9 protein-coding genes are annotated in these 22279 nt (G+C 61.7%); 4 read left to right on the top strand and 5 right to left on the bottom strand.

From position 1 onward, the window contains the following. Positions 1–136 precede the first annotated feature (136 nt). Positions 137–13135, bottom strand: coding sequence for a non-ribosomal peptide synthetase (locus tag J4E42_RS17660; protein WP_207285771.1), 12999 nt, complete (start codon positions 13133–13135; stop codon positions 137–139). 372 nt (positions 13136–13507) lie between these two features. On the opposite strand from J4E42_RS17660, the gene J4E42_RS17655 reads away from it, so the two are divergent. Then, positions 13508–14056, top strand: a complete 549-nt coding sequence (locus J4E42_RS17655; protein ID WP_008030278.1) for an RNA polymerase factor sigma-70 — start codon at positions 13508–13510, stop codon at positions 14054–14056. A 133-nt stretch (positions 14057–14189) separates the two neighbouring features. On the opposite strand, the gene J4E42_RS17650 is transcribed toward J4E42_RS17655, so the two are convergent. The 4 genes from J4E42_RS17650 to J4E42_RS17635 form a co-directional block, all read right to left on the bottom strand. Further along, positions 14190–15194 carry a GNAT family N-acetyltransferase gene (locus J4E42_RS17650; RefSeq protein ID WP_207285770.1) on the bottom strand — a complete coding sequence of 335 codons (1005 nt, stop codon included), beginning with the start codon at positions 15192–15194 and terminating at the stop codon, positions 14190–14192. Between the two features lie 79 nt (positions 15195–15273). Next, positions 15274–16110 (bottom strand): sugar-binding protein, encoded by an 837-nt coding sequence (locus J4E42_RS17645; RefSeq protein ID WP_207285769.1) that lies wholly within the window; start codon positions 16108–16110, stop codon positions 15274–15276. Between the two features lie 175 nt (positions 16111–16285). Next, entirely contained in the window at positions 16286–17080 is a 795-nt protein-coding gene (locus tag J4E42_RS17640) for an ABC transporter substrate-binding protein (protein WP_008044437.1), read from the bottom strand. A gap of 93 nt (positions 17081–17173) precedes the next feature. Further along, positions 17174–17800, bottom strand: a complete 627-nt coding sequence (locus J4E42_RS17635) for a TetR/AcrR family transcriptional regulator (RefSeq protein ID WP_207285768.1) — start codon at positions 17798–17800, stop codon at positions 17174–17176. 175 nt (positions 17801–17975) lie between these two features. On the opposite strand from J4E42_RS17635, the gene J4E42_RS17630 reads away from it, so the two are divergent. Genes J4E42_RS17630 through atuC form a run of 3 tightly spaced genes read left to right on the top strand, consistent with a single transcriptional unit; the run spans position 17976 to position 22268 of the window. After that, on the top strand, positions 17976–19766 hold the full coding sequence (locus J4E42_RS17630) for an acyclic terpene utilization AtuA family protein (RefSeq protein WP_207285767.1): 1791 nt from the start codon (positions 17976–17978) through the stop codon (positions 19764–19766). Between the two features lie 12 nt (positions 19767–19778). Further along, entirely contained in the window at positions 19779–20648 is an 870-nt protein-coding gene (locus J4E42_RS17625) for an SDR family oxidoreductase (protein WP_008044432.1), read from the top strand. A gap of 3 nt (positions 20649–20651) precedes the next feature. Beyond that, entirely contained in the window at positions 20652–22268 is a 1617-nt protein-coding gene (atuC, locus tag J4E42_RS17620; protein ID WP_008044430.1) for a geranyl-CoA carboxylase subunit beta, read from the top strand. Positions 22269–22279 lie beyond the last annotated feature (11 nt).

Raw genomic sequence — 22279 nt, 5'->3', positions numbered from 1 at the left:
TGGTTCCACAGTCAACCTTGTGGTGCTTTAAGAGGCCCCATCGCCAGCAGGCTGGCTCCCACATTTTGTTCTGCGAACACAGTTCAAATGTGGGAGCCAGCCTGCTGGCGAATAGGCCCTTACAGACGCTAGAGAATTACAGACCCTCCAACTCCGCCATCAAGTCATTCAACCGATCGACCTTGTCCTCGGTGATGTCACTCGCCGCCAACCCGTCGATGTACTCAGCCAATTCCTCCACCGTGCTGCACTCGAACATCGCCCGCAGCGGTACATCCCGTTGCAGGGCTTTCTGCACCCGCGACGCAATCTGCGTCGCCAGCAGCGAATGCCCGCCCAACTCGAAGAAGTTGTCGCGCACACCGACCTTTTCGACCTTCAACACCTCGGCCCAGATACCCGCCAACGTCTGCTCCAACTCATTGCGCGGCGCCTGATAATCCTGGCTCTGCATCTGACCGATCTCCAGCGCTGGCAGTGCCTTGCGGTCCAGTTTGCCGTTGGCATTGAGCGGCATCCGTTCCAGCCACAACCAGTGCAGCGGCACCATGTATTCCGGCAGCTCGGCGCGCAGGCGTTGCTTGATGCGCTCCAGGCGCTCAGTCGGATTAAGTGAAGAATCAGTCGCGACCAAATAGCCGACCAGATGCTTGCCGTTCACGCCCTCCTGCACACCAACCGCCGCTTCGCGCACTTCCGGTTGCTCATGCAGACGCGCTTCGATTTCACCCAGCTCGATGCGGTAGCCGCGAATTTTCACCTGATGGTCGATGCGCCCAACGTACTCCAGCACGCCGTCACTGCGACGACGGGCCAGGTCGCCGGTGCGATACAGACGATCGCCCGGCGCGCCAAACGGGTTCGGCACAAACACCTGCGCGGTACGCAACGGATCGCTGACATAACCGCGCCCGACACCAGTGCCGGCCACGCACAGTTCGCCCACCGCACCCAACGGCACCAGGTCCAGCGCGCCATCGAGCAGGTACAAACGGTTGTTGTCGGTCGGCGTGCCAATCGGCAAGTAACTGCCGCGAGTCGACGCCATGTCGACACGGAAGAACGCCACGTCGTCCGAACATTCCGCCGGCCCGTAAGCATTCACCAGCCCGATGTCCGGGTAGCGCAGCAACCATTGGTGCGCGAGTTCCGGCGGCATCGCTTCACCGGTCGGCAGCATCCAGCGCAGGCCGTCGAGGCTCATGCGTTCCTGGGCAAGCATGCCCTGAATCAGCGACGGCACGCTTTCCAGCACGGTGATGCCCTGGGCCGATACATGCGCCAGCAAGCCTTGCGGATCGTGGGCAATGGTGTTCGGCACGATGTCCACCCGCGCGCCGAACAACGGTGCGGCAAGGAACTGCCAGACCGAAATGTCGAAGCTTTGCGAGGCGGTCTGCGCGATCACATCGGCAGCGCTGAGGTTCAGGTACGGCAGCTTGCTCAATTGGTTGTTGAGCATACCGCGCTGCTCGACCATCACACCTTTGGGCAGGCCGGTCGAACCCGAGGTGTAGATCACGTAGGCAAGGTTGTCCGGGCCGCTGTAGACGCCCGGATTCGCCACCGACACTTCGCTCGCCTGCACCTCCTCCCACACCAGCAACCGTGGCCGATTGGCGCAACCGAATTCCTCCAGCAACGCCACCGCTTGTTCGCGACAGGCCTGGGTGCAGACCAGCAATGGCGTGCGGCTCAGGTCGATGATCCGGCTCAGGCGCTGACTTGGCAGCCCCGGATCCAGCGGCAGATAACCCGCGCCGGCCTTGAAGCTGCCGATGATCATCCCGAGCAGATCGAGGTTACGTTCGGCCAGCAACGCCACCGGCTGATCCAGCCCGACACCGGCCGCGATCAACGCATGGCCGAGACGGTTGCTGCGCTGGTTCAGTTCGGCGTAGCTGTGTTGCTGATCGAGGCAACTGGCGGCGATCCGTTGCGGATGCTGCGCAACCTGCGCTTCAAACAACGCAACGTAGCTCTGCTCCAACGGGTAATCGTGTTCGCTCTGGTTGCAGCCGTGGATCAGGAAATCCTGTTCCTCGGCACCCAGCAGCGGCAAGTCCGCCATGTCGCCATGGAAACCTTCGACCAGTGCCAGCAACAGGCGCTTGAACTCACCGAGCATGCGTTCAACGGTCGACTCATCGAAATAACGCTGGTCGTAAGACAGGTGCAAGCCCAGGTCATCGCCCGGATAGCACACCGCCGTCAGCGGGAAGTTGGTGTGGGTGCGGCCCGAATCCGAGGTCGCGTTGAGGCTCTGCGCACGGTCCAGTACCGAGACTTCCACCGGCGCGTTTTCGAACACGAACAGGCTGTCGAACAGCGGTTGGCCCTTCGGCAATTCGCTGTTTTCCTGAATGCTCACCAGCGGCAGGTATTCGTACTCGCGCAGTTGCATGTTGCTGTCGAGCAAGCCGCTCAGCCACTGACGAACGCTGCAACGCTGGTCGTCTTCCGGCATCTTCACCCGCAGCGCGATGCTGTTGATGAACAGCCCGACGGTGCGTTGCATCTCCGGCATTTCCACCGGGCGCCCGGCCACCGTGACGCCGAACAGCACGTCGCGATCACCGCTCAAGCGCCTCAGCACCAGGGCCCACGCGGCTTGGGCGAAAGTGTTGATGGTCAGCTGATGGGCCTGCGCCAGTTCACGCAGTTGCGCACCGTCGCGAGCATCGAGTCGGGTGTAGCGGTCGCCGACGATCATGCCGCCGCTGTCGCCGGCATGTTCACGCAGGAACGGCCGGTCGCTCGGAATCGGCGTGGTCCGTTCGAAGCCTTGCAGGTTGGTTTTCCACCACTGCCGCGCTTCGGCCAGGCTCTGGCGTTGCAGCCAGCCGATGTAGTCGCGGTAGCGCGGCGGCACAGGTAGCTGAGCTTCGCGACTTTCACCCAACGCGGTGTAGATCTCGAAGAAATCGTTCATCAGCAACGAGCGGCACCAGGCATCGATGAGGATGTGGTGGTTGCTCATCATGAACCAGTAGCGCGCTTCGCCAACCTTGATCAAACGCAGGTGGAACGGTGCCTGATTCAGCAGATCGAACCCGGCTTCACGCTCGCTTTTCAGCAACGCCTGCAACTTGGGTTCTTGCTCGGCCTCGGCGATTGCCGTCCAGTCGAGGGACTCGATCGGCGTGCTGCCCGGCTTGTGGATAACCTGCAGCATGTCTTCGCCAACGTTCCAGCAGAACGATGCGCGCAAGGCTTCGTGACGGGCGATCACCGCTTGCCAGGCCTCGGCAAAACGTTGCTGATCGAGCGCGCTGTTGATGCGGTAACGGTCCTGCATGTAGTAGAGGCCGGTGCCCGGTTCGAGCAAGGTGTGCAGCAGCATGCCTTCCTGCATCGGGGTCAGCGGGTAGACGTCTTCGATGGCGGCGGCCGGAATCGGCAGTGCATCGAGTTGCGGCTGGGTCAGCTTCGCCAGCGGGAAGTCCGACGGCGTCAGGCCGCCCGCCTCGTCACGCAGGCAATGCACGATCAGGCTCTGCAATTCGCCGAGGTAGGCGTCCGCCAGTTCACTGATGGTTTGCGGATCGTGGCGCTCGGCGCTGAAGGTCCAGCGCAGCACCAATTCGCCGCCGTAGACCTGACTGTCAACGCTCAGCTCGTTGGGCAGCGGCGCTTTCGGATCGTGGGCGGCACCGACCGGCTCATCCAGTGGACGGAACAACGCGTCCGCGCCAAAGCTCTGGTCGAACTGGCCGAGGTAGTTGAAGGTGATCGACGCCACCGGCAACGCGGCCATGGCTTCGCGGCACAGGTCGTCGGCGAGGTAACGCAACACGCCATAACCCAGGCCCTTGTGCGGCACGCCGCGCAGTTGTTCCTTGATCGCCTTGATCGAAGCGCCCTGGCCGGCGGCTTCTTCAATGTTCTGCGGGGTCAGGCGCAGCGGGTAGGCGCTGGTGAACCAGCCGACGGTGCGGGTCAGGTCGATCTCGTCGAACAGCGCCTCGCGACCGTGGCCTTCAAGTTGGATCAGCGCTGATTCATTCCCGCTCCAGCGGCACAGCACGCGGGCCAATGCCGTCAGCAACAGGTCGTTGACCTGGGTGCGATAGGCGCTCGGTGCCTGTTGCAGCAACTGGCGAGTGAACTCGCCGTCGAGGCGTACGCTGACGGTTTGCGCATGACGATTCTGCCGGCCGCCCTCAGGGCGATCACACGGCAATTCGACGCTCGGTCCGGCCAGCTGCGACTGCCACCAGCTCAGTTCTTCACGTAGGGATTCGCTGCCGGCATACGCCTGCAAGCGGGCTGCCCAATCCTTGAAGGCGCTGGTTTTCGCCGGCAGTTTCACCGACTGCCCAGCCGCCAGTTGGCGATACACCGTTTGCAGATCGTCCAGCAGCACACGCCAGGAAACGCCGTCCACCACCAAGTGATGGATCGCGAAGAACAGCCGTTGCTGGCCCTCGGGACCATCGATCAGCAGCACACGCATCAACGGCCCCTGTTCGAGGTCAAGGCTGCGCTGGGCATCGGCAAACAAAGCCGCGCATTTATCCATCGCCGGCACATGCACTTGCCACAACACGGGAGCGTCTCCCACCTTCTGGTGCGCCGCCGTCCATGCGCCGCCGGCCTCGGTGAAGCGCAGGCGCAAGGCGTCGTGCTGTTCGATCACCGCCAGCAGCGCTTGCTCCAGGCGATGAGGTTCCAGCGCAACGGTCGGTTCCAGCAACAACGCCTGGTTCCAGTGCTGACGCTCGGGCATGTCGGTGTCGAAGAACCAGTGCTGGATCGGGGTCAGACGCGATTCGCCGGTGAGCAAACCCTGCTCGGCTGTAACCTGCTCGGTGCGGCTGGCCACGGCGGCGAGTGTTTGAACAGTCTGGTGCTGGAACAGGTCACGCGGGCTGAAGTGAATGCCCTGCTGCCGCGCGCGGCTGACCACCTGGATCGACAGAATCGAGTCGCCACCCAGTTCGAAGAAGTTGTCGTTGAGGCCGACCTGCGCGACGTTCAGCACTTCGCACCAGATCTGCGCCAACGTCAGCTCCAGCTCGTTGCTTGGCGCCACATAGTCCTGACGATTCAGTTCCGGGTCCGGTGCCGGCAATGCGCGACGGTCGAGTTTGCCGTTGGCAGTCAGCGGCATGCTCGCCAGCAGGATCAGGTGCGTCGGCACCATGTACTCCGGCAGTTGCGATTTCAGGTGAGCCTTGAGGGCTTCGCGCAGCTCGGCTTGTTGCGCTTCATCCTGCTCAGCCACGTCGGTGACCAGATAGCCGACCAGTTGTTTGCCACTCGGGGCGTCCAGCGCCAGCACCACCGCTTCACGGATCGAATCATGGTCCAGCAGGCGGGTTTCGATCTCGCCCAGTTCGATGCGGAAACCGCGAATTTTCACTTGATGGTCGATGCGGCCGAGGTATTCCACCAGACCGTCGGCGCGCTGCCGCACCAGGTCGCCGGTGCGATAAATCCGCCCGCCATCCGCTGCAAACGGGTTGGCCACGAAGCGTTCCGCCGTGATGCCCGGACGGTCGTGATAACCCTGAGCCAGACCGGCACCGCCAACGTACAACTCACCGGTCGCGCCTTGCGGCACCAGTGCCAGATCGGCATCGAGAATGTAGGCCACGCGAGCACCGATCACGCTGCCGATCGGCACACTGCCCAACCCTTCTTCAAGCTGCTGCGGTGCAAGACTGGCCAACGGCATGACTACCGTTTCCGTCGGGCCGTAGGCATTGAAGAACAGGCTCGGTTTGAACGCTGCGCGAATGCGCTGCAAGTGCTCGCCGGTCAACGCTTCGCCGCCGGTGATGCACATGCGCACCGGCAAGGTTTCGCCCTGAGTCGCCAGACACTGCGCCAGTTGGCTGCCATAGCTTGGGGTGAAGCCGAGGATGTTGATGTGGTGGCGACGGATCAATCCGCAGATTTCTTCTGCGTCCCACTGCCCTTGAGCACGCAAGACCACTTGCGCACCGCTCAACAACGGCACCAGCAGACGCTCGGTCGCGGCGTCGAAGTTGATCGAGTAGAAGTGCAGCTCACAGTCGTCCGCACGCATGCCAAAGCGCTCGATCACCGCTTGGCAGTGCATGGCGATTTCACCGTGGGACACCACCACGCCTTTCGGCTTGCCGGTGGAGCCGGAGGTGTAAATCAGGTACGCCTGATGCTGCGGCAGGCTGATGAACGGCAGCTCGGTGGCCGGGTAGTTGGCCAATTCAGCAGCGTCATCTTCGAGGCACCAGCGACTTACGGTTGCCGGCAGATCACCCAGGGCCTTGAACATCGCCGCATCGCTGAGCAGCAAACCGATGCCGCTGTCTTCGATCATGTAATGCAGGCGATCGAGCGGGTATTCCGGATCGAGCGGCACATAGGCGCCACCCGCCTTGAGGATCGCCAGCAGGCCGATGACCATTTCCAGCGACCGCTCAAGTGCCAGACCGACGCGAACCTGCGGCCCGACACCCCGCTCGCGCAGCATCCAGGCCAGGCGATTGGCGCGGCTGTCGAGTTCGGCGTAGCTCAGGGTTTGCCCGGCGAACGTCAGCGCCGGCGCATCCTTGCGCACCAGCGCCTGTTCGCTGAACAGGTGATGAATGCACTGATCCAGTCGATGCTCACCCGGTTCGATGCCAAGGCTGTCGAGCAGCTTTTGCTGTTCCGTGGTTTCGAGCAACGGCAGTTCACTGAGGCGCTGTTGCGGATCGGCCAGCAACGCTTCCAGCAGATTGCGCCAGTGCCCGGCCATGCGCGCAATGCGCGGTTCATCGAACAGGTCGGTGCTGTAAGTCAGGCAGCAACCCAACCGATGATCGAGGTCGGTCACTTCCAGGTTGAGGTCGAATTTGGTCGCTCGCGCATCGTTCGCCAGATACTCGACCGTCATGCCGGCCAGCGTGCGGCTCTGCTGGAATTCCCAGCGCTGCACGTTGCACATCACCTGGAACAGCGGGTTGTACGCAGCACTGCGCGGTGGCTGCAACGCTTCAACCAAATGGTCGAACGGCAGGTCCTGATGGGACTGGCCTTCGATCACGGTGTGGCGCACCTGCTCGAACAGTTCGCCAACGGACATCTGCCCGTCGAGCTGGCAACGCAGCACTTGGGTGTTGAGGAACGCACCGATCAGCCCTTCGCTTTCCGGGCGAATGCGGTTGGCCACCGGCGCGCCGATGCGCAGGTCGGTCTGGCCGCTGTAGCGGTAAAGCAGCACGGCCAGCGCGGCCGTCATGGTCATGAACAGGGTCAGGCCGTTTTGCGCGTTGAAGGCGCGGACCCGTGCCGCGAGATCATCGCTCAGGTCGAAACGGAACAGCTCGCCCTGATGGCTTTGCACCGCTGGACGCGGACGGTCGGCGGGCAATTCCAGCAGCGGATGTTCGCGGCCCAGTTGCGCGGTCCAGTAGTCGAGCTGGCGCTGACGTTCGCCGGACTCCAGCCACTGGCGCTGCCAGACGCTGTAATCGAGGTATTGCACCGGCAGCGGCGCCAGTGGCGATTCGCGGTCATCGACGAACGCTTCGTAAAGCGCACTGAGTTCCCGGGCGAAAATGTCCATCGCCCAGCCTTCGGTGACGATGTGGTGCAGGGTCAGCACCAGGTAATGTTCCTGCTCGGCGGTCTTGACCAGGCAGGCGCGCAGCAGCGGCCCGGTTTCCAGATCGAAGGGTTGATGCGCTTCGCTGTCGGCCAATGCCTGCACCCGCTGTTCGCGCAAGTCGGCGTCCAGCGCGGAAAAATCTTTCCAGTCCATGCGCATCCCGGTTTCCGGGTGCACGCGCTGTTGCGCCACGCCGTCGATGCTCGGGAACGTGGTGCGCAAGGTTTCGTGACGCATGATCAGCGCTTGCAACGCCGTCTCGAAGCGCCCGATGTCCAGCACCCCGCGCAACCGCGCCATGCCGCCGACATTGTAGGCCGGACTGTCCGGCTCCATCTGCCAGAGGAACCACATGCGCTGCTGGGAATAGGACAGCGGCACCGGTTGGCTGCGGTCGACCTTTTCAATCGGCGGTTGTTTGTTGGTGTTGCCGCTGGCTTGAATCCGTTGCACCTGCTCGGCGAACGCGCCCAGCTCACTGTTTTCGAACAACGCGCGCAGTGGCAATTCGACGTCGCAGGCCTGACGGGTGCGGGAGATAATTTGCGTGGCCAGCAGCGAATGGCCGCCGAGGGCGAAGAAATCGTCGCGCAGACCGATCTGCTTCAAGCCCAGCACGTCACGCCAGATCGCGGCGATCTGCTGTTCAAGTTCAGTCACCGGCTCAACGTGTTCGCGCACCTGCCATTGCGGTTCCGGCAAGGCACGGCGGTCGAGTTTGCCGCTTGGGCTGAGGGGCATTTCGTCAAGGCGCATCAGCTGCGCCGGGACCATGTACTCCGGCAGCTCGGCCGCCAGCGCGGCTTTCAGGCGAGCGGTTTGAGTGTCTTCGGATTCACTGGTTTCGCTGGCCGTGTAGTAACCGATCAACTGCCCGCCAGCGGCGGTTTCGCGCACCAGCACCACGGCTTGCGCGACACCATCCTGCGCCAGCAGACGTGCTTCGATTTCTTCCGGTTCGACGCGAAAGCCCCGCAGTTTGACCTGCTGATCGAGACGGCCGAGGTATTCGATCACGCCATCGGCAGTCCAGCGTGCACGGTCGCCGGTGCGATACAGACGTGCGCCCTGCTCGCCCAACGGGTCGACGACAAAACGTTCAGCCGTCAGTGCCGGACGCCCCAGATACCCCCGGGCCAGACCGATGCCGCTGATGCACAACTCACCGGGCACACCAGCCGGCACAGGGTTGAGCTCGCTGTCGAGCACGCGGCAAATCACGTTGCCCAACGGACGGCCAATCGGCGAGCGCTCGCCATCGCCCGTGCTGCAATGCCAATGAGTGACGTTGATCGCGGTTTCAGTCGGGCCATAACGGTTGTGCAGTTGCACGGCCGGCAGCTGCGCCAACACGCGGTTGCGCAGCTCCGCCGGCAACGCTTCGCCGCCCGAGAACACACGACGCAGGCTGGTGCATTCGGCGGTGAGCGGCTCGTCGATGAACAACGAAAGCAGTGGCGGCACAAAGTGCAGCGTAGTCACCCCGTATTCCTGAACCAGTTGGGCAATGCGGTACGGATCGCGGTGTTCGCCGGGCCCGGCAATCAGCAAACGCGCCCTGGTGATCAGCGGCCAAAAGCATTCCCACACCGACACGTCAAAACTGATCGGCGCCTTTTGCATCAGCACGTCGGTGTCGTTCAGGCGATAAGTGTTCTGCATCCATTGCAGGCGTTCGGCGAGCGCCGCGTGGGTGTTGCCGACGCCCTTCGGCTGGCCGGTGGAACCGGAGGTGTAAATCACATACGCGAGGTTGTCGCCGTGCAGATGCAGGCCCGGCGCCTGGCTCGGCCAGTTCTCCAGGTGCAGTGCATCCATGGCAATCACGCTGACGCCATCGGTGGCCGGCAGCCGGTCGAGCAATTCGGTTTGGGTCAGCAGCAATTCGACGCCGCTGTCGCCGAGCATGTACGCCAGGCGCTCGGTCGGGTAATCCGGGTCCAGCGGCACGTAGGCACCACCGGCCTTGATGATCGCCAACAGGCCGATCAACAGTTGCGGCGAACGCTCGGCGGCGATGGCCACGCAAACGTCCGGGCCGACACCTTTGTCGCGCAGGTAATGCGCGAGGCGGTTGGCCTTGGCGTGCAGTTCGGCGAAGTCCAGGCTGCCGCCGTCCCACAGCAGCGCGGTGCGCTCCGGGTTCAGGCGTGCCTGTTCGGTCAGCAGTTCCGGCAGCCATTGGCTGGCCGGTGTGCACGGTGCGACGCTCCACGAGGTTTGCTGATCGTGCTCGCTCGCGGTCAACAGTTTCAGGTCGCCGACGGTGGTGACCGGCTGCTCGCAAATGGCTCGCAGCAGGTTGCTGAAATGCTCGGCCAGACGCTCGATGGTAGTGGCGTCAAACAGCTCGCTGGCATAGTCGAACGACAGGCTCAGGCGACCGTTACGGTCTTCCTCGCTGTGCAATTGCAAATCGAACTTGGCTTCGCGGCTGTGCCACGGCAGTTCTTCGGCGAGCAACCCGGGCAAGCGACGCAGTGCGCTCAGGTCCCGTTGCTGATGGTTGAACATGACCTGGAACAAGCCTTGTTCGCGGGCCTGCGGGAACGCTTCCAGCAGTTGTTCGAACGGCAGGTCCTGATGCGCCTGGGCGCCCAAGGCTGTCTGGCGTGTTTGCGCCAACAGTTCAACAAATGGCAACCGCGAATCCACCTCGGCACGCAGCACCTGGGTGTTGATGAAGAAGCCGATCAGGCCCTGGGTTTCCAGGCGCGGACGGTTGGCGTTCGGCACGCCGATGCGGATGTCGGTTTGGCCACTGTAGCGGTGCAACAGGCTCTGGAACGCCGTGAGCAACAGCATGAATGAGGTGGCGTCGTGGGCCTGGGCAGTCTGGCGAATCGCTTCGCTGAGGGGCGCAGCCAAACGCACGGTGTGGCGCGCGGCGCTGTGACGGTGTTGCACCGAACGCGGGTGATCGGTGGCCAGGTTCAGGGTCGGATGCTCCTCGCCCAACTGCGTTTTCCAGTAGGCCAGTTGCCGCTCGCCCTCACCTTGCGCCAGCCATTGACGCTGCCAGCTGCCGTAGTCGGCGTACTGGGTCGGCAATGGCGCGAGCGATGCCGTTTGCCCTTGGGACGCAGCGGCATACAGGCGCGAGAACTCGTCGATCAGCACGTTCAGCGACCAACCATCGGCGATGATGTGGTGCAGCGTCACCAGCAACTGGTGATCCTCGTCATCGAGGCGCACCAGCGTCACCCACAGCAGCGGACCTTTCTCCAGGTCGAACTGGGTGTGCGCTTCGTCCTCGCGGATTTGCTGCGCGCGAGCTTCACGCTCGGCGACGGGCACATCGCTGATGTCGATCCGCTGCAGGTTGAATTCGCCAGCGGCAATGACCTGTTGCAGCGCCACGCCGTCACGTTCGAAGAAGCGCGTGCGCAGGGATTCGTGGCGCTCGATCAGGTGCTGGAAGCTGGCGCGCAGGGCGTCTTCATCCAGTTCGCCACGCAAACGCAAGGCGCCGGGAATGTTGTAGGCGCTGCTTTGCGGGTCCAGTTGCCAGGTAATCCACAAACGGTTTTGCGCGAGGGATTGCGGCATCGCTTCGCTGCGCGAGAGTGTGCTGATCGCGCCTTGGGCCAGGCCCCCGTCCTGTTGTTGCTGCGCGACCACCGCGGTAAATGCACCGAGGGTCGGCGCTTCAAACAGCAGGCGCAGGTTCAGCTCCAGACCCAACTCTTCGCGCAAACGCGCAACCACCTGAGTGGCGGCGATGGAGTTGCCACCGAGCAGGAAGAAGTGGTCATCGGCACCGATCTGTTTCACCTGCAACTGCTCGGCCCAGATCTGGCCGATCAGACTTTGCAGCTCGGAACCCGACTCGGCTTTGGTCTGGTTTTCAGGGGCCGCCGATGGGAACACCGCATAGCTGTCGAGGCTGCCATCCGCCAGTCGATTGCGGCACGCCGAACGTTGCAGCTTGCCGCTGGAGGTTTTCGGCAATGCGCCCGGATTGAGCAACACCACCACGCTCGGTGCTTCCTGATACGCCTCGGCCACCGCCTGGCGGATGGCTTTGATCAGTGCCTCGGGCGGCAGGATTTTCTGCACGCTGCGGCTGATTTCCGCGGCGATGCCGATGCCTTCCTGACCGTCGATATTCACGGCGAACGCGGCGACGCGACCTTTGCGCACCACTTCCACTTCACGCTCGATGGTCTGCTCGATGTCCTGCGGGTACAGGTTGTGACCGCGAACGATCAGCATGTCTTTCAGGCGACCGGTGATGAACAGCTCGCCGTTGCGCATGAAACCCAGGTCGCCGGTGCGCAGCCAGGTTTTGCCGTCGTGTTGAACGAAGGTCTTGGCGCTGGCCTCGGGGTTGCGCCAGTAGCCATGGGCGATGCTCGGCCCGGTGGCCCAGACTTCGCCGACCGCGTTGTCGGCCAGTTCGGTCAGCGCCAATGGATCGATAATCAGCACCGCGTGATCCGGCTGGCTGATGCCGCAACTCATGATCGCGCTGCCTTCACCCGCTTCGGCACGGTTTTGCGCCAACGCCTGATCATCCACGCGCAGGTTGCCGATGCCTTGGCCACGAGGTGTGCCGGCGACGAACAACGTGGCCTCGGCCAAACCGTAAGACGCCATGAAACTGTCCGGGGTGAAACCACAGCTCGCGAACTTCTCGGCGAAACGGTCGAGGGTGTCGAGGCGAATCGGTTCGGAACCGGAATACGCCACGCGCCAGCCGCTGAGGTCGAGGCGTTCCAGCGCCGATTCACTGACACGTTCGCTGCACAGACGGTAGGCAAAATCCGGCCCGCCGCTGATGGTTCCACCGTACTCGCTGATCGCTTCGAGCCAGCGCAGCGGCCGACCGAGGAAGTACGCCGGCGACATCAACACGCACGGCACGCCGCTGAAAATCGGCTGCAACAGACCGCCGATCAAGCCCATGTCGTGGTACAGCGGCAGCCAGCTGACGATCACGTCGTCAGGGTTCAGGTCGATGCCGAAGCCGTGGCGAATCAGCAACTCATTGGCGACCAGGTTGCCATGGCTGACTTGCACGCCTTTTGGCAGCGCGGTGGAGCCCGAGGTGTATTGTAGGAAGGCGATGTGGTCGCCTTCGAGATTCGGTTCGACCCACTTTGCGGCCAGTGCACCGTCGAGGGTGTCGACGCACAGCAGCGGCGGCGCGCCTTCGATTTGCAGCAACGCATCGCGCAGGCCGGCGCTGGTCAGCAGCAGGCGCGGTTCGGCGTCGCTGATGATCGACAGCAGGCGTTCCTGATGATGACGCTTGGCCGACTCCGGCGGATAAGCCGGCACCGCGATCACGCCCGCATACAGGCAACCAAAAAACGCCGCGACGTAGTCCGGACCGCTGGGAAACAGCAGCACCGCGCGATCACCAAAGTCAGTTTCGGCCTGCAACGCGCCGGCAATGGTGCGCGCCCGCTGATCCAGTTCGCGATAACTGAGCACCACCGTCTGATCCGGGGTTTCGGCGAGAAAACGCAAGGCCACCCGATCCGGCGTCAGGGCCGCGCGGCGCTGAAGGGCTTGGACCAGTGTGCCAGGTATTTTGAACGCGTCGGTCATGAGGTTTCCTGCCTGAATTCGGCTTGCAAGTGGAATCGGTTTTCTGCTTTCACGCCCCATCAGGGGCATGCAGGACGCGGTCTTCGCCGACCACGCGAGGCATTGGGAATGCTGTTTTGGTCGGGGCTTGCGCCCGGAGCCATTCACCAATGAGAACGGATGACGTCTTGAAATAATTAGTCGGCAGGCTTGATCGCCAACGGGGGCTGAGCGCAACAGCGTGTCGCAGTTCTCACTGCGAACCTTAGAGAAGGATTAGTTCTCTTTCTCAATTGACAATCATTATCATTCAGAATAATTTGTCGCTCGATGTGTAGGACGGCTCCGATATACCCGTCGTCCCACGACCCCATTTGCAGCAAGGTGATTTCCATGACGGAACAAGTATCCACAAGCAGGTGCGATTCACCGCTACTTCAGGCATTCGTGGACAATCGACTGATTCTGGTCAAGATTGCCGCCCGTATTACCGGCTGCCGATCCCGTGCCGAAGATGTGGTTCAGGATGCGTTCTTCCGCCTGCAATCGGCGCCGCAGATCACCTCCTCGATCAAGGCTCAGCTCAGTTACCTGTTCCAGATCGTGCGTAACCTGGCGATCGACCACTACCGCAAACAGGCGTTGGAACAGAAGTATTCGGGGCCTGAAGAAGAAGGGCTGAACGTGGTGATTCAAGGCGCTTCGCCGGAAACCTCGCACATCAATTTTTCGACCCTGGAAAACATCGCCGACGCGCTGACGGAGCTGCCGAGCCGCACCCGTTACGCCTTCGAGATGTACCGCCTGCACGGCGTGCCGCAAAAGGACATCGCCAAGGAACTGGGTGTTTCGCCGACCCTGGTGAACTTCATGATTCGCGACGCGCTGGTGCATTGCCGCAAGGTGTCGGGCAGTCGCGCAGATACTTTCTCCCGCCGCTAAGATCTGAAATCTCATCGCCCCCATCGCGAGCAGGCTCGCTCCCACATTTGATCTGTGTACACCGGACCAATGTGGGAGCGAGCCTGCTCGCGATGGCGGACTCAAGACCGCTACGAATCTTGAACCCTACTAATCAAGCCAACCCACACCGCTCAAAAAACCGCTCCCGCCCCAACACCATCAACGCCGCGCGCTTGTGCGGGAAGTCGAACTCTTTCTCGCAATGAAACCGCTGACCCTGCATGTACCCGATCATCTTCGCGTTGTCGGCTCGCGGCTCTGCAACCACCCGCCGGGTACGCGGATCGTCGAGAAACAGGTAATGCGTCAACGCCGATAACCAGCTCGCCACCTTGTGCGGACCGCGATGGTTTTCTTCGCCGACCAGCATGTGAATGCCACGGTCGTAATCATCGACATCGTAGAACGCCGCAATGCGGTCTTCCTTGGCCCAGTAGGCTTCGAAATAAGCAAACGGCTGGTCATCGAAACAGCCGATCAACGTCACGGTGTGGGGATCGGCGTCGAGTTTGCCCAGGTATTCGCGATGCTGTTCAAGGCTGCCCTCTTCCTGCCAGAAACTCGCCACCCGCGCACTGTTCTGCCAGCGATTGAACCGCGCCAGATCCAGGTCGATGTCCAGCGTTCGCAGGGAAATCCACGCCCCCAGCCGCGCATCGAAACGTCGATAGACTTCACCGCGCGGTTTCACCGGGCGCAATGGATGACGCTTGCCAGCGCTGATCACCATTTGCTGCGGGTAGCTGCTGGTCAGCGACGTCCCCAGCCAAGGCTGCGGCAACTGCCAGAACAGTGTGCGCTCGCAGCGATACTGGTCGGCGAGTTCGGTCGACACCAGCAACCCGCTGAGCAAGGCTTCGGCGGGAGCTTTATCGAGGTGCCAGGTCAGGCGCTGGCAAGCCGGGTCACGGGCAAACAGCCAATAACCGGCGGCCCACACGGCCTGAGTGTCGACGCGAGCCTCGACATGCACGTGCAACTCGGGCTCACGCGTCAGCCGCAAGGTAATCAGCGATTGCGCGTCCAGGCTCAGGCTCAGGCGGTTTTCGGTTTCATCCGCGACAAGGCGGTTGCCTGTCGGCAAAGCCAGGGCAGTCAGGTCATTCAGATTGGGCATGGGTCGGGCTCACGATCATCGACAGTTCACTTAGGAACGTGAGCCAGGCTTGGAAATTTAGCGATGACTGTCGTAAACCTCAGAGTGACGTAAGCCAGATTTTGCTAATGATGTAGTCGTTCCCCATACCAGTGGCGATATGACTGACGATCTCCAAGTCCATTTGCGACGAGTCCGCCGTAAACGAACCCTCCAGGCGGTTTACCGCTGATGTAATCTCAGTGGGTGGGACAATGACACCAGCACTGGATTCAAGTGAGAGCACTGGAACTGCATAAAGGTTTATCCAACGGCGCACGTCAATCCCAAAGGTATACACGCGCCCCACCTCTAAATCCTGGAAGCTCTTGCTTAACAGAACGCCTGAAGATCGACTGGTGAACGTGTTGCTGAATAATGCATAGCCATTTCCATCTTGCCTGACAGTGAGATCTCGAGGGTCAGCCGCAGCCTCTCCCCTCATCCAGCCGTTCCAGTTATCTGTCCCGTCCTTCGCACTGAACGTTGTTACATCTTCGTAGCGCAACACAATCTCAAGACTCAGTGGCGGAAACAAATCCGGGCAACCACATTCGCCGTTCTCCAGCGGCACCTGAAAAACAAACATGAGGTGACTGCGGTCAAGCAGGCCTTGAAAATGCTCCCAACTAATGTCTCGAGACCAACCTTTCACATATTCGTCTTGGGTTACAGGCTCCTTATCTACGATGAGCTGCATCATTGTCGAGCCATCCCGATTGTACCCACAGATATGCAAAGTAGTCGGTTGGCCAACCTCAATAGTCCGCCAACGGGCAACATCAACAGTGATACCGGACTCTCCATCCGGCGTCGGCACAGTCAGAAACTTGCCGACAGCTTGCTTCACCAACGGAGTTGGAAGACGCGGGAGTAAATTCGATTCGTTATTTGACATTGCAGATGCCTTTTCGTAATGAGGCTTTCCCCCATTAAAGGGTTCAGCACCGGAAAGTCATCTAACCGCAAGGCAATGAGAGCGACTACTGTCACATTTGACAGTTTGCTCCTCGAAAAAAGGAATTTACGACGTATGGGCGCCTGCTACTTTCCAGGGGGTTGAAGCCTTATCGTCAATCCTGGGGAACCGGCACCACGGCGATCTTGTACGGATCGAAAATCTTCAGCATCTGGCCGTTGTCCCGCAACCCTTGCAGCAACTTGCCAAAGGCAACGCCGCTGATGGGCGCTGTCGGACGGAGAATGGCGTAATGGTGATAGACCTGATCGATGCGTTCGGACACCAGCAGTTGATCAGCAACTTTATCGTTACGCAGCAGGTAATCGCTCAGGTAGGAGCGCGTCACCAGGGCAATGTCGGCGCGCCCGCGCAGCACCATCAGCAGGTTGCTGTCATGGGAATAGGTCAGCGTGGCGTTGTAGTTTTGCGCGAGGACTTTGGGGTCGGCATTGAAGTTGGCGAATTCGTAGTGATAGCCACTGAACAGCGCCAGACGCTTGCCGGCAAGATCGGCGAAATAGTTCTGCTGACGATTGGGAATCCGTTGCGCGACAAAAATCTCGGCATCTTCCAGGCCCATGTCGACGCTGACGTGGGGAATGTCCTTCCAGCCCCAGTTCGGGTTCTCGAAGATGGCCATGTCCACCCGGCTCTGCTTGAAGTCACCGAAGCGTCGCGGAATGGATGTCGGCACGAGCACAAACTGGTAGTCGGTTTGCAGGGCATTGAGCGCCTCGACCAACTGCGGCAGCAGGCCAGTGTCGGCACCGGATTCAGGGCGTACGGTGTAGGGCGGAAAATGCGCGGCACCGACCCGCACCAGTTGCGCCGCCGGAGACGGTAATACCCAAAGCGCTGCAAGCGCCGCCAGAAAAAGCCGCGAGGCCGTCCGAATTGGCGAAGACATCAAAACAACCCACTCCCCAAAAAAGTACGCATCAATTCATTCAAGCTAGGCGGTTTCGGCCACTTAGCCAGTTTCCTGCGGTTCCGGGCAACACTATTGTTTTTCTTCGAGTACCAGAATCAACGCCTCATCGGCCAATTGATCGAGGTTCACGCTGCCATCCGGGCGATACCAGGTCGTGGTCCAGGACAGCGCACCGGTCAGAAAACGCCGAGTGATGAACACGTCCCCGCGGATGAATCCCGCGTCCTTGGCCTCCCCCAGCACCTGCAGCCAGAGGTCTTCATAGATGTCGCGCAACGCCAACACCTTCACTTGCCCGTCTTCGGACAGCGAACGCCATTCGTACACCAACACCGCCATGGCCTCGCCGCTGCCGCCCATGATCGACTGCAACTCACAGCGAATCAGCGCCAGTACCCGTTCGCGCACGTTTTCAGCTTCGGCGATCGCCGCACGCATCAACGCGGTGTTGTAGCGAATGGTTTCCTCCATCACAGCCCGCAGGATCTCGTCCTTGCTTTTGAAGTGATGAAAAATGCTGCCCGACTGAATGCCCACCGCGCCGGCCAGATCACGCACCGTGGTGCGCTCGTAGCCTTTGTTGCGGAACAGGTGAGCCGCCACTTGCAGCAATTTGCCACGGGCGCTGTCCGGGTCGGTCAACTGGCCGTTGTCGACCAATTCGCGCATTACCCTCAGGGCTTTTTGCTCGTCCACCCGTTCTCTCCTACAGTCGTACTCACCGCTAAAACAGCGGGGTTGCGCGGGCAATTTAAGCTGACGAAGGCAACCAAGCAAGCGCTCGGGCAGAAGATATTTAAGTCGTTTACAAACCAAGCGCTTGCTTGGTAGTCTCGATACACGTCTGAGGGAGGTGGCTATGGAAAGGGCTGTGCCTGAAACTGTTCGCATCGGTTGCGCCAGCGCCTTCTGGGGCGACACCTCGACCGCCGCCGCGCAACTGGTGGAAGGCGGACGCCTGGATTACCTGGTGTTCGATTATCTGGCCGAGATCACGATGTCGATCATGGCCGGTGCGCGGATGAAAGATCCCCGGGCCGGCTACGCCAGCGACTTCATCGAAGTGCTCAGCCCGCTGCTCACGCAGCTCGCCGCACAGAACATCCGCGTCATCAGCAACGCCGGCGGTGTCAACCCGCAGGCCTGCGCCGCCGCCCTGCAAGCGGCCTGCGACAAGGCCGGGGTGGCGCTGAAAATCGCCGTGTTGCTGGGTGATGACCTGCAACCGCAGTTCAAACACCTGAGCACCCGCGGCCTTCGCGAAATGTTCAGCGGCGCGCCCTTGCCGCCGATGTGCGTCTCCACCAACGCCTACCTCGGTGCGCCCGGCATCGTCGAAGCCTTGCGCCTGGGCGCGGACATCGTCATCACCGGGCGCGTGGTCGACAGCGCCGTGGTCAGCGCTGCACTGGTGCATGAATTCGGCTGGTCCTGGCACGACTACGACAAACTCGCGCAAGCCGCACTCGCCGGTCACATCATCGAATGCGGCGCCCAGTGCACCGGCGGCAACTTCACCGATTGGCGCGACGTGCCCGACTACGAACACATCGGTTTCCCCATCGTCGAAGTCAGCGCCGACAGCCAGTTCATCGTCAGCAAACCCGAAGGCTCCGGCGGTCTCGTCACGCCACTCACGGTCGGCGAGCAGATGCTCTATGAAATCGGCGACCCGCAGGCCTATCTGCTGCCCGATGTGATCTGCGATTTCACCCAGGTCAAACTTCAGCAACAAGGCAAGAACGCAGTTCAGGTACACGGCGCCAAAGGCTTGCCGCCCACCGATCAGTACAAGGTCAGCGCGACGTATCCGGACGGTTTCCGCTGCACCGCCAGTTGCCTGATCGCCGGGATCGATGCGGTGGACAAGGCACGGCGTGTCAGCGAAGCGATCATCAACAAGACCTCGGAAATCTTCAGTCAGCGCGGTTGGGCGCCCTACAGCGAAGTCAATATTGAACTGCTCGGCAGCGAGGCCACGTACGGTCCCCATGGCCAGCGTCACGACAGCCGCGAAGTGGTGATCAAACTCGCCGTGCGCCACCCGGACAAACAGGCGCTGATCGTGTTCTCCCGGGAAATCGCCCAGGCCGCCACCGGCATGGCGCCGGGGTTGACCGGCATCGTCGGCGGACGGCCGACGGTGTATCCGCTGATCCGGCTGTTCTCGTTCCTCATCGACAAATCCGCCTGCACGCTGGACATTGATCTCAATGGTCAACGTCATCCGTGCGCCCTGCCCGCCCTCGACGCGCTCACCACCGCGAACCTGCCGGTGCCGTACGACCCACCGAAACCCACCGGTCGCGCCGATGCCAGCGTGGCGCTGATCAAGCTCGCGGTCGCACGCTCGGGTGACAAGGGCAATCACAGCAACATCGGCGTCATGGCACGCGAGCCGGAGTACCTGCCGTGGATCGCCGAAGCCCTGACCCCGGAAGTGATGGTCGACTGGATGAGCCATGTGCTCGACCCGGTTCACGGGCGCGTCGAGCGCTGGTACCTGCCCGCGACCCACAGCCTGAATTTCTTGCTGGAAAACGCCCTTGGCGGCGGAGGCGTCGCCAGTCTGCGGATCGATCCGCAAGGCAAAGCCTTCGCCCAACAACTGCTGGACATCCAGATTCCGGTGCCGCAGCGCATCGCCGACCAGGTCAACTAGAGGATTGCCGCCGTGGCCTACGATTCGATTTTCAAAGCTGATCTGTTTGCCGGCCAAAACATCATCGTCACCGGTGGCGGCAGCGGCATCGGTCGCTGCACCGCCCATGAACTGGCGGCCCTCGGCGCCCATGTGCTGTTGATCGGGCGCAATGCCGACAAACTGAAATCCGTGGTTGCCGAGATTACCGAGGATGGCGGCAAGGCCGATTGGCAGACCTGCGATATTCGCGACGAAGAAGCGGTCAAGCATCTGGTCAGCGAACTGATCCGCAAGCACGGTCCGATCCACGGACTGGTCAACAATGCCGGCGGCCAATTTCCCTCACCACTGGCCTCGATCAACCAGAAGGGTTTCGAAACCGTGATGCGCACCAACCTGGTGGGCGGTTTCCTGATGGCGCGCGAAGTCTTCAACCAGTCCATGAGCCAACACGGCGGCGCCATCGTCAACATGCTCGCCGACATGTGGAACGGCATGCCCGGCATGGGCCACTCGGGCGCGGCGCGCTCGGGCATGGATAACCTGACCAAGACCGCTGCGTTCGAATGGGGTTACGCCGGGGTGCGGGTCAATGCAGTGGCGCCGGGCTGGATCGCCTCCAGCGGCATGGACACTTACGAAGGTGCGTTCAAAGCGGTGATTCCGACCTTGCGCGAGCACGTGCCGCTGAAACGCATCGGCACCGAATCGGAAGTCAGCGCCGCGATCGTCTTCCTGCTCAGTCCGGCCGCAGCGTTTGTCAGTGGCAGCACCTTGCGTATCGACGGCGCCGCCAGCCTTGGCGGTCGGGCGTGGCCGATCCACAAGGCCAGGATCAGTGAGTCGTACAACGGTTTCCACCGCGCGTACTTGCCGGACGTGCTCAAGGACAAGGAATAAGTCATGCCGGTGATTCAGTCGCAAGTCGACCCGTTCAGCGACCAGTTTGCCCAGAACCGTGCAGCGATGCTGGCGGGAATCGAGCAAGTCCGTCAGCTCGAACAGAACCTGCTGAACAAAGCGGCCGAAGCCAAACCCAGGTTCGACAAGCGCGGGCAATTGCTGCCCCGCGAACGCCTCAATCTTCTGCTCGACCCGGGTGCGCCGTTCCTCGAACTGGCGAGCCTGGCCGGCTACAAATTGCATGACGACAAGGACGGCAGTTCGGCCGGCGGCGGTTTGATCGCCGGGATCGGTTACGTGTCCGGTGTGCGGGTTCTGGTCGTGGCGAACAACAGCGCGATCAAGGGCGGGACGATTTCCCCCAGCGGTTTGAAAAAGTCCCTGCGCCTGCAACAGATCGCCATGGAGAACAAACTGCCGGTGATCACCCTCGCCGAAAGCGGCGGCGCCAACCTCAATTACGCAGCGGAGATTTTCGTCGAAGGCGCGCGCAGTTTTGCCAATCAGGCGCGGATGTCGGCCATGGGGTTGCCGCAGATCACCGTGGTCCACGGTTCGGCCACGGCGGGCGGTGCTTATCAGCCAGGGCTCTCGGATTACACGGTAGTGGTGCGTGGCAAAGCCAAACTGTTTCTCGCCGGCCCACCGTTACTGAAAGCCGCGACCGGAGAAGTGGCGACCGACGAAGAACTGGGCGGTGCCGAGATGCACGCGCAAACCGCCGGCACCGCTGAATACCTGGCCGAGAACGATGCCGATGGCGTGCGCCTGGTGCGCGAGATTGTCAGCCTGTTGTCATGGAACGAGCAGCTGCAATGGTTGCCCGAACGGCAGTGGAAAGAACCCCTCTACCCTATCGACGAGCTGCTGGGACTGATCCCGGACGATCCGAAAAAGCCCTACGACGTGCGCGAAATCATTGCGCGGATTGCCGACGGCTCGAACTTCCTTGAGTTCAAGGGTGAGTTCGATCAGCAAACCATTTGCGGCCATTTGCACATTCAGGGGCGCGCCTGCGGATTCATTGGCAACAACGGCCCGATCACCCCCAAAGGGGCGAGTAAAGCCGCGCAATTCATCCAGCTGTGCGATCAGAGCCAGACGCCGCTGCTGTTCTTTCACAACACCACCGGGTTCATGGTTGGCACCGAGTCGGAACAGCAAGGCGTGATCAAGCACGGCGCGAAGATGATTCAGGCGGTGGCCAACGCCCGCGTACCGAAACTGACCATCGTCGTCGGCGGCTCCTATGGCGCCGGTAACTACGCCATGTGCGGTCGCGGCCTCGACCCGCGCTTTATCTTCGCCTGGCCCAACAGCCGCACGGCGGTGATGGGCGGCGCGCAGGCCGGCAAGGTGCTGCGCATCGTCACCGAAGCCAAACAACTCAAGGACGGCCTGGTGCCCGACCCGAAAATGCTCGACATGCTGGAGCAGGTCACCGCACAGAAACTCGACAGCCAGTCCACCGCGCTTTATGGCAGCGCCAGTCTGTGGGACGACGGCCTCATCGATCCGCGGGACACCCGGACCCTGCTCGGTTACTTGCTGGACATCTGTCATGAGGCCGATGTGCGGCCGCTGCAAACCAACAGTTTTGGCGTAGCCCGGTTCTGAACCGGCCAGAG

This window comes from Pseudomonas sp. FW300-N2A2 (assembly GCF_017351735.1).
Classification (GTDB): Bacteria; Pseudomonadota; Gammaproteobacteria; order Pseudomonadales; family Pseudomonadaceae; genus Aquipseudomonas; species Aquipseudomonas migulae.
The sequence above is the reverse complement of the archived record's forward strand: the minus strand, read 5'-3'. Positions and strand labels throughout refer to the sequence as shown.

What these genes read in the sequence shown, in the direction of transcription:
- J4E42_RS17660 (WP_207285771.1), bottom strand. Translation starts at nt 13,135, where the DNA reads ATGACCGACGCGTTCAAAATACCTGGCACACTGGTCCAAGCCCTTCAG.
- J4E42_RS17655 (WP_008030278.1), top strand. Translation starts at nt 13,508, where the DNA reads ATGACGGAACAAGTATCCACAAGCAGGTGCGATTCACCGCTACTTCAG.
- J4E42_RS17650 (WP_207285770.1), bottom strand. Translation starts at nt 15,194, where the DNA reads ATGCCCAATCTGAATGACCTGACTGCCCTGGCTTTGCCGACAGGCAAC.
- J4E42_RS17645 (WP_207285769.1), bottom strand. Translation starts at nt 16,110, where the DNA reads ATGTCAAATAACGAATCGAATTTACTCCCGCGTCTTCCAACTCCGTTG.
- J4E42_RS17640 (WP_008044437.1), bottom strand. Translation starts at nt 17,080, where the DNA reads ATGTCTTCGCCAATTCGGACGGCCTCGCGGCTTTTTCTGGCGGCGCTT.
- atuC (WP_008044430.1), top strand. Translation starts at nt 20,652, where the DNA reads ATGCCGGTGATTCAGTCGCAAGTCGACCCGTTCAGCGACCAGTTTGCC.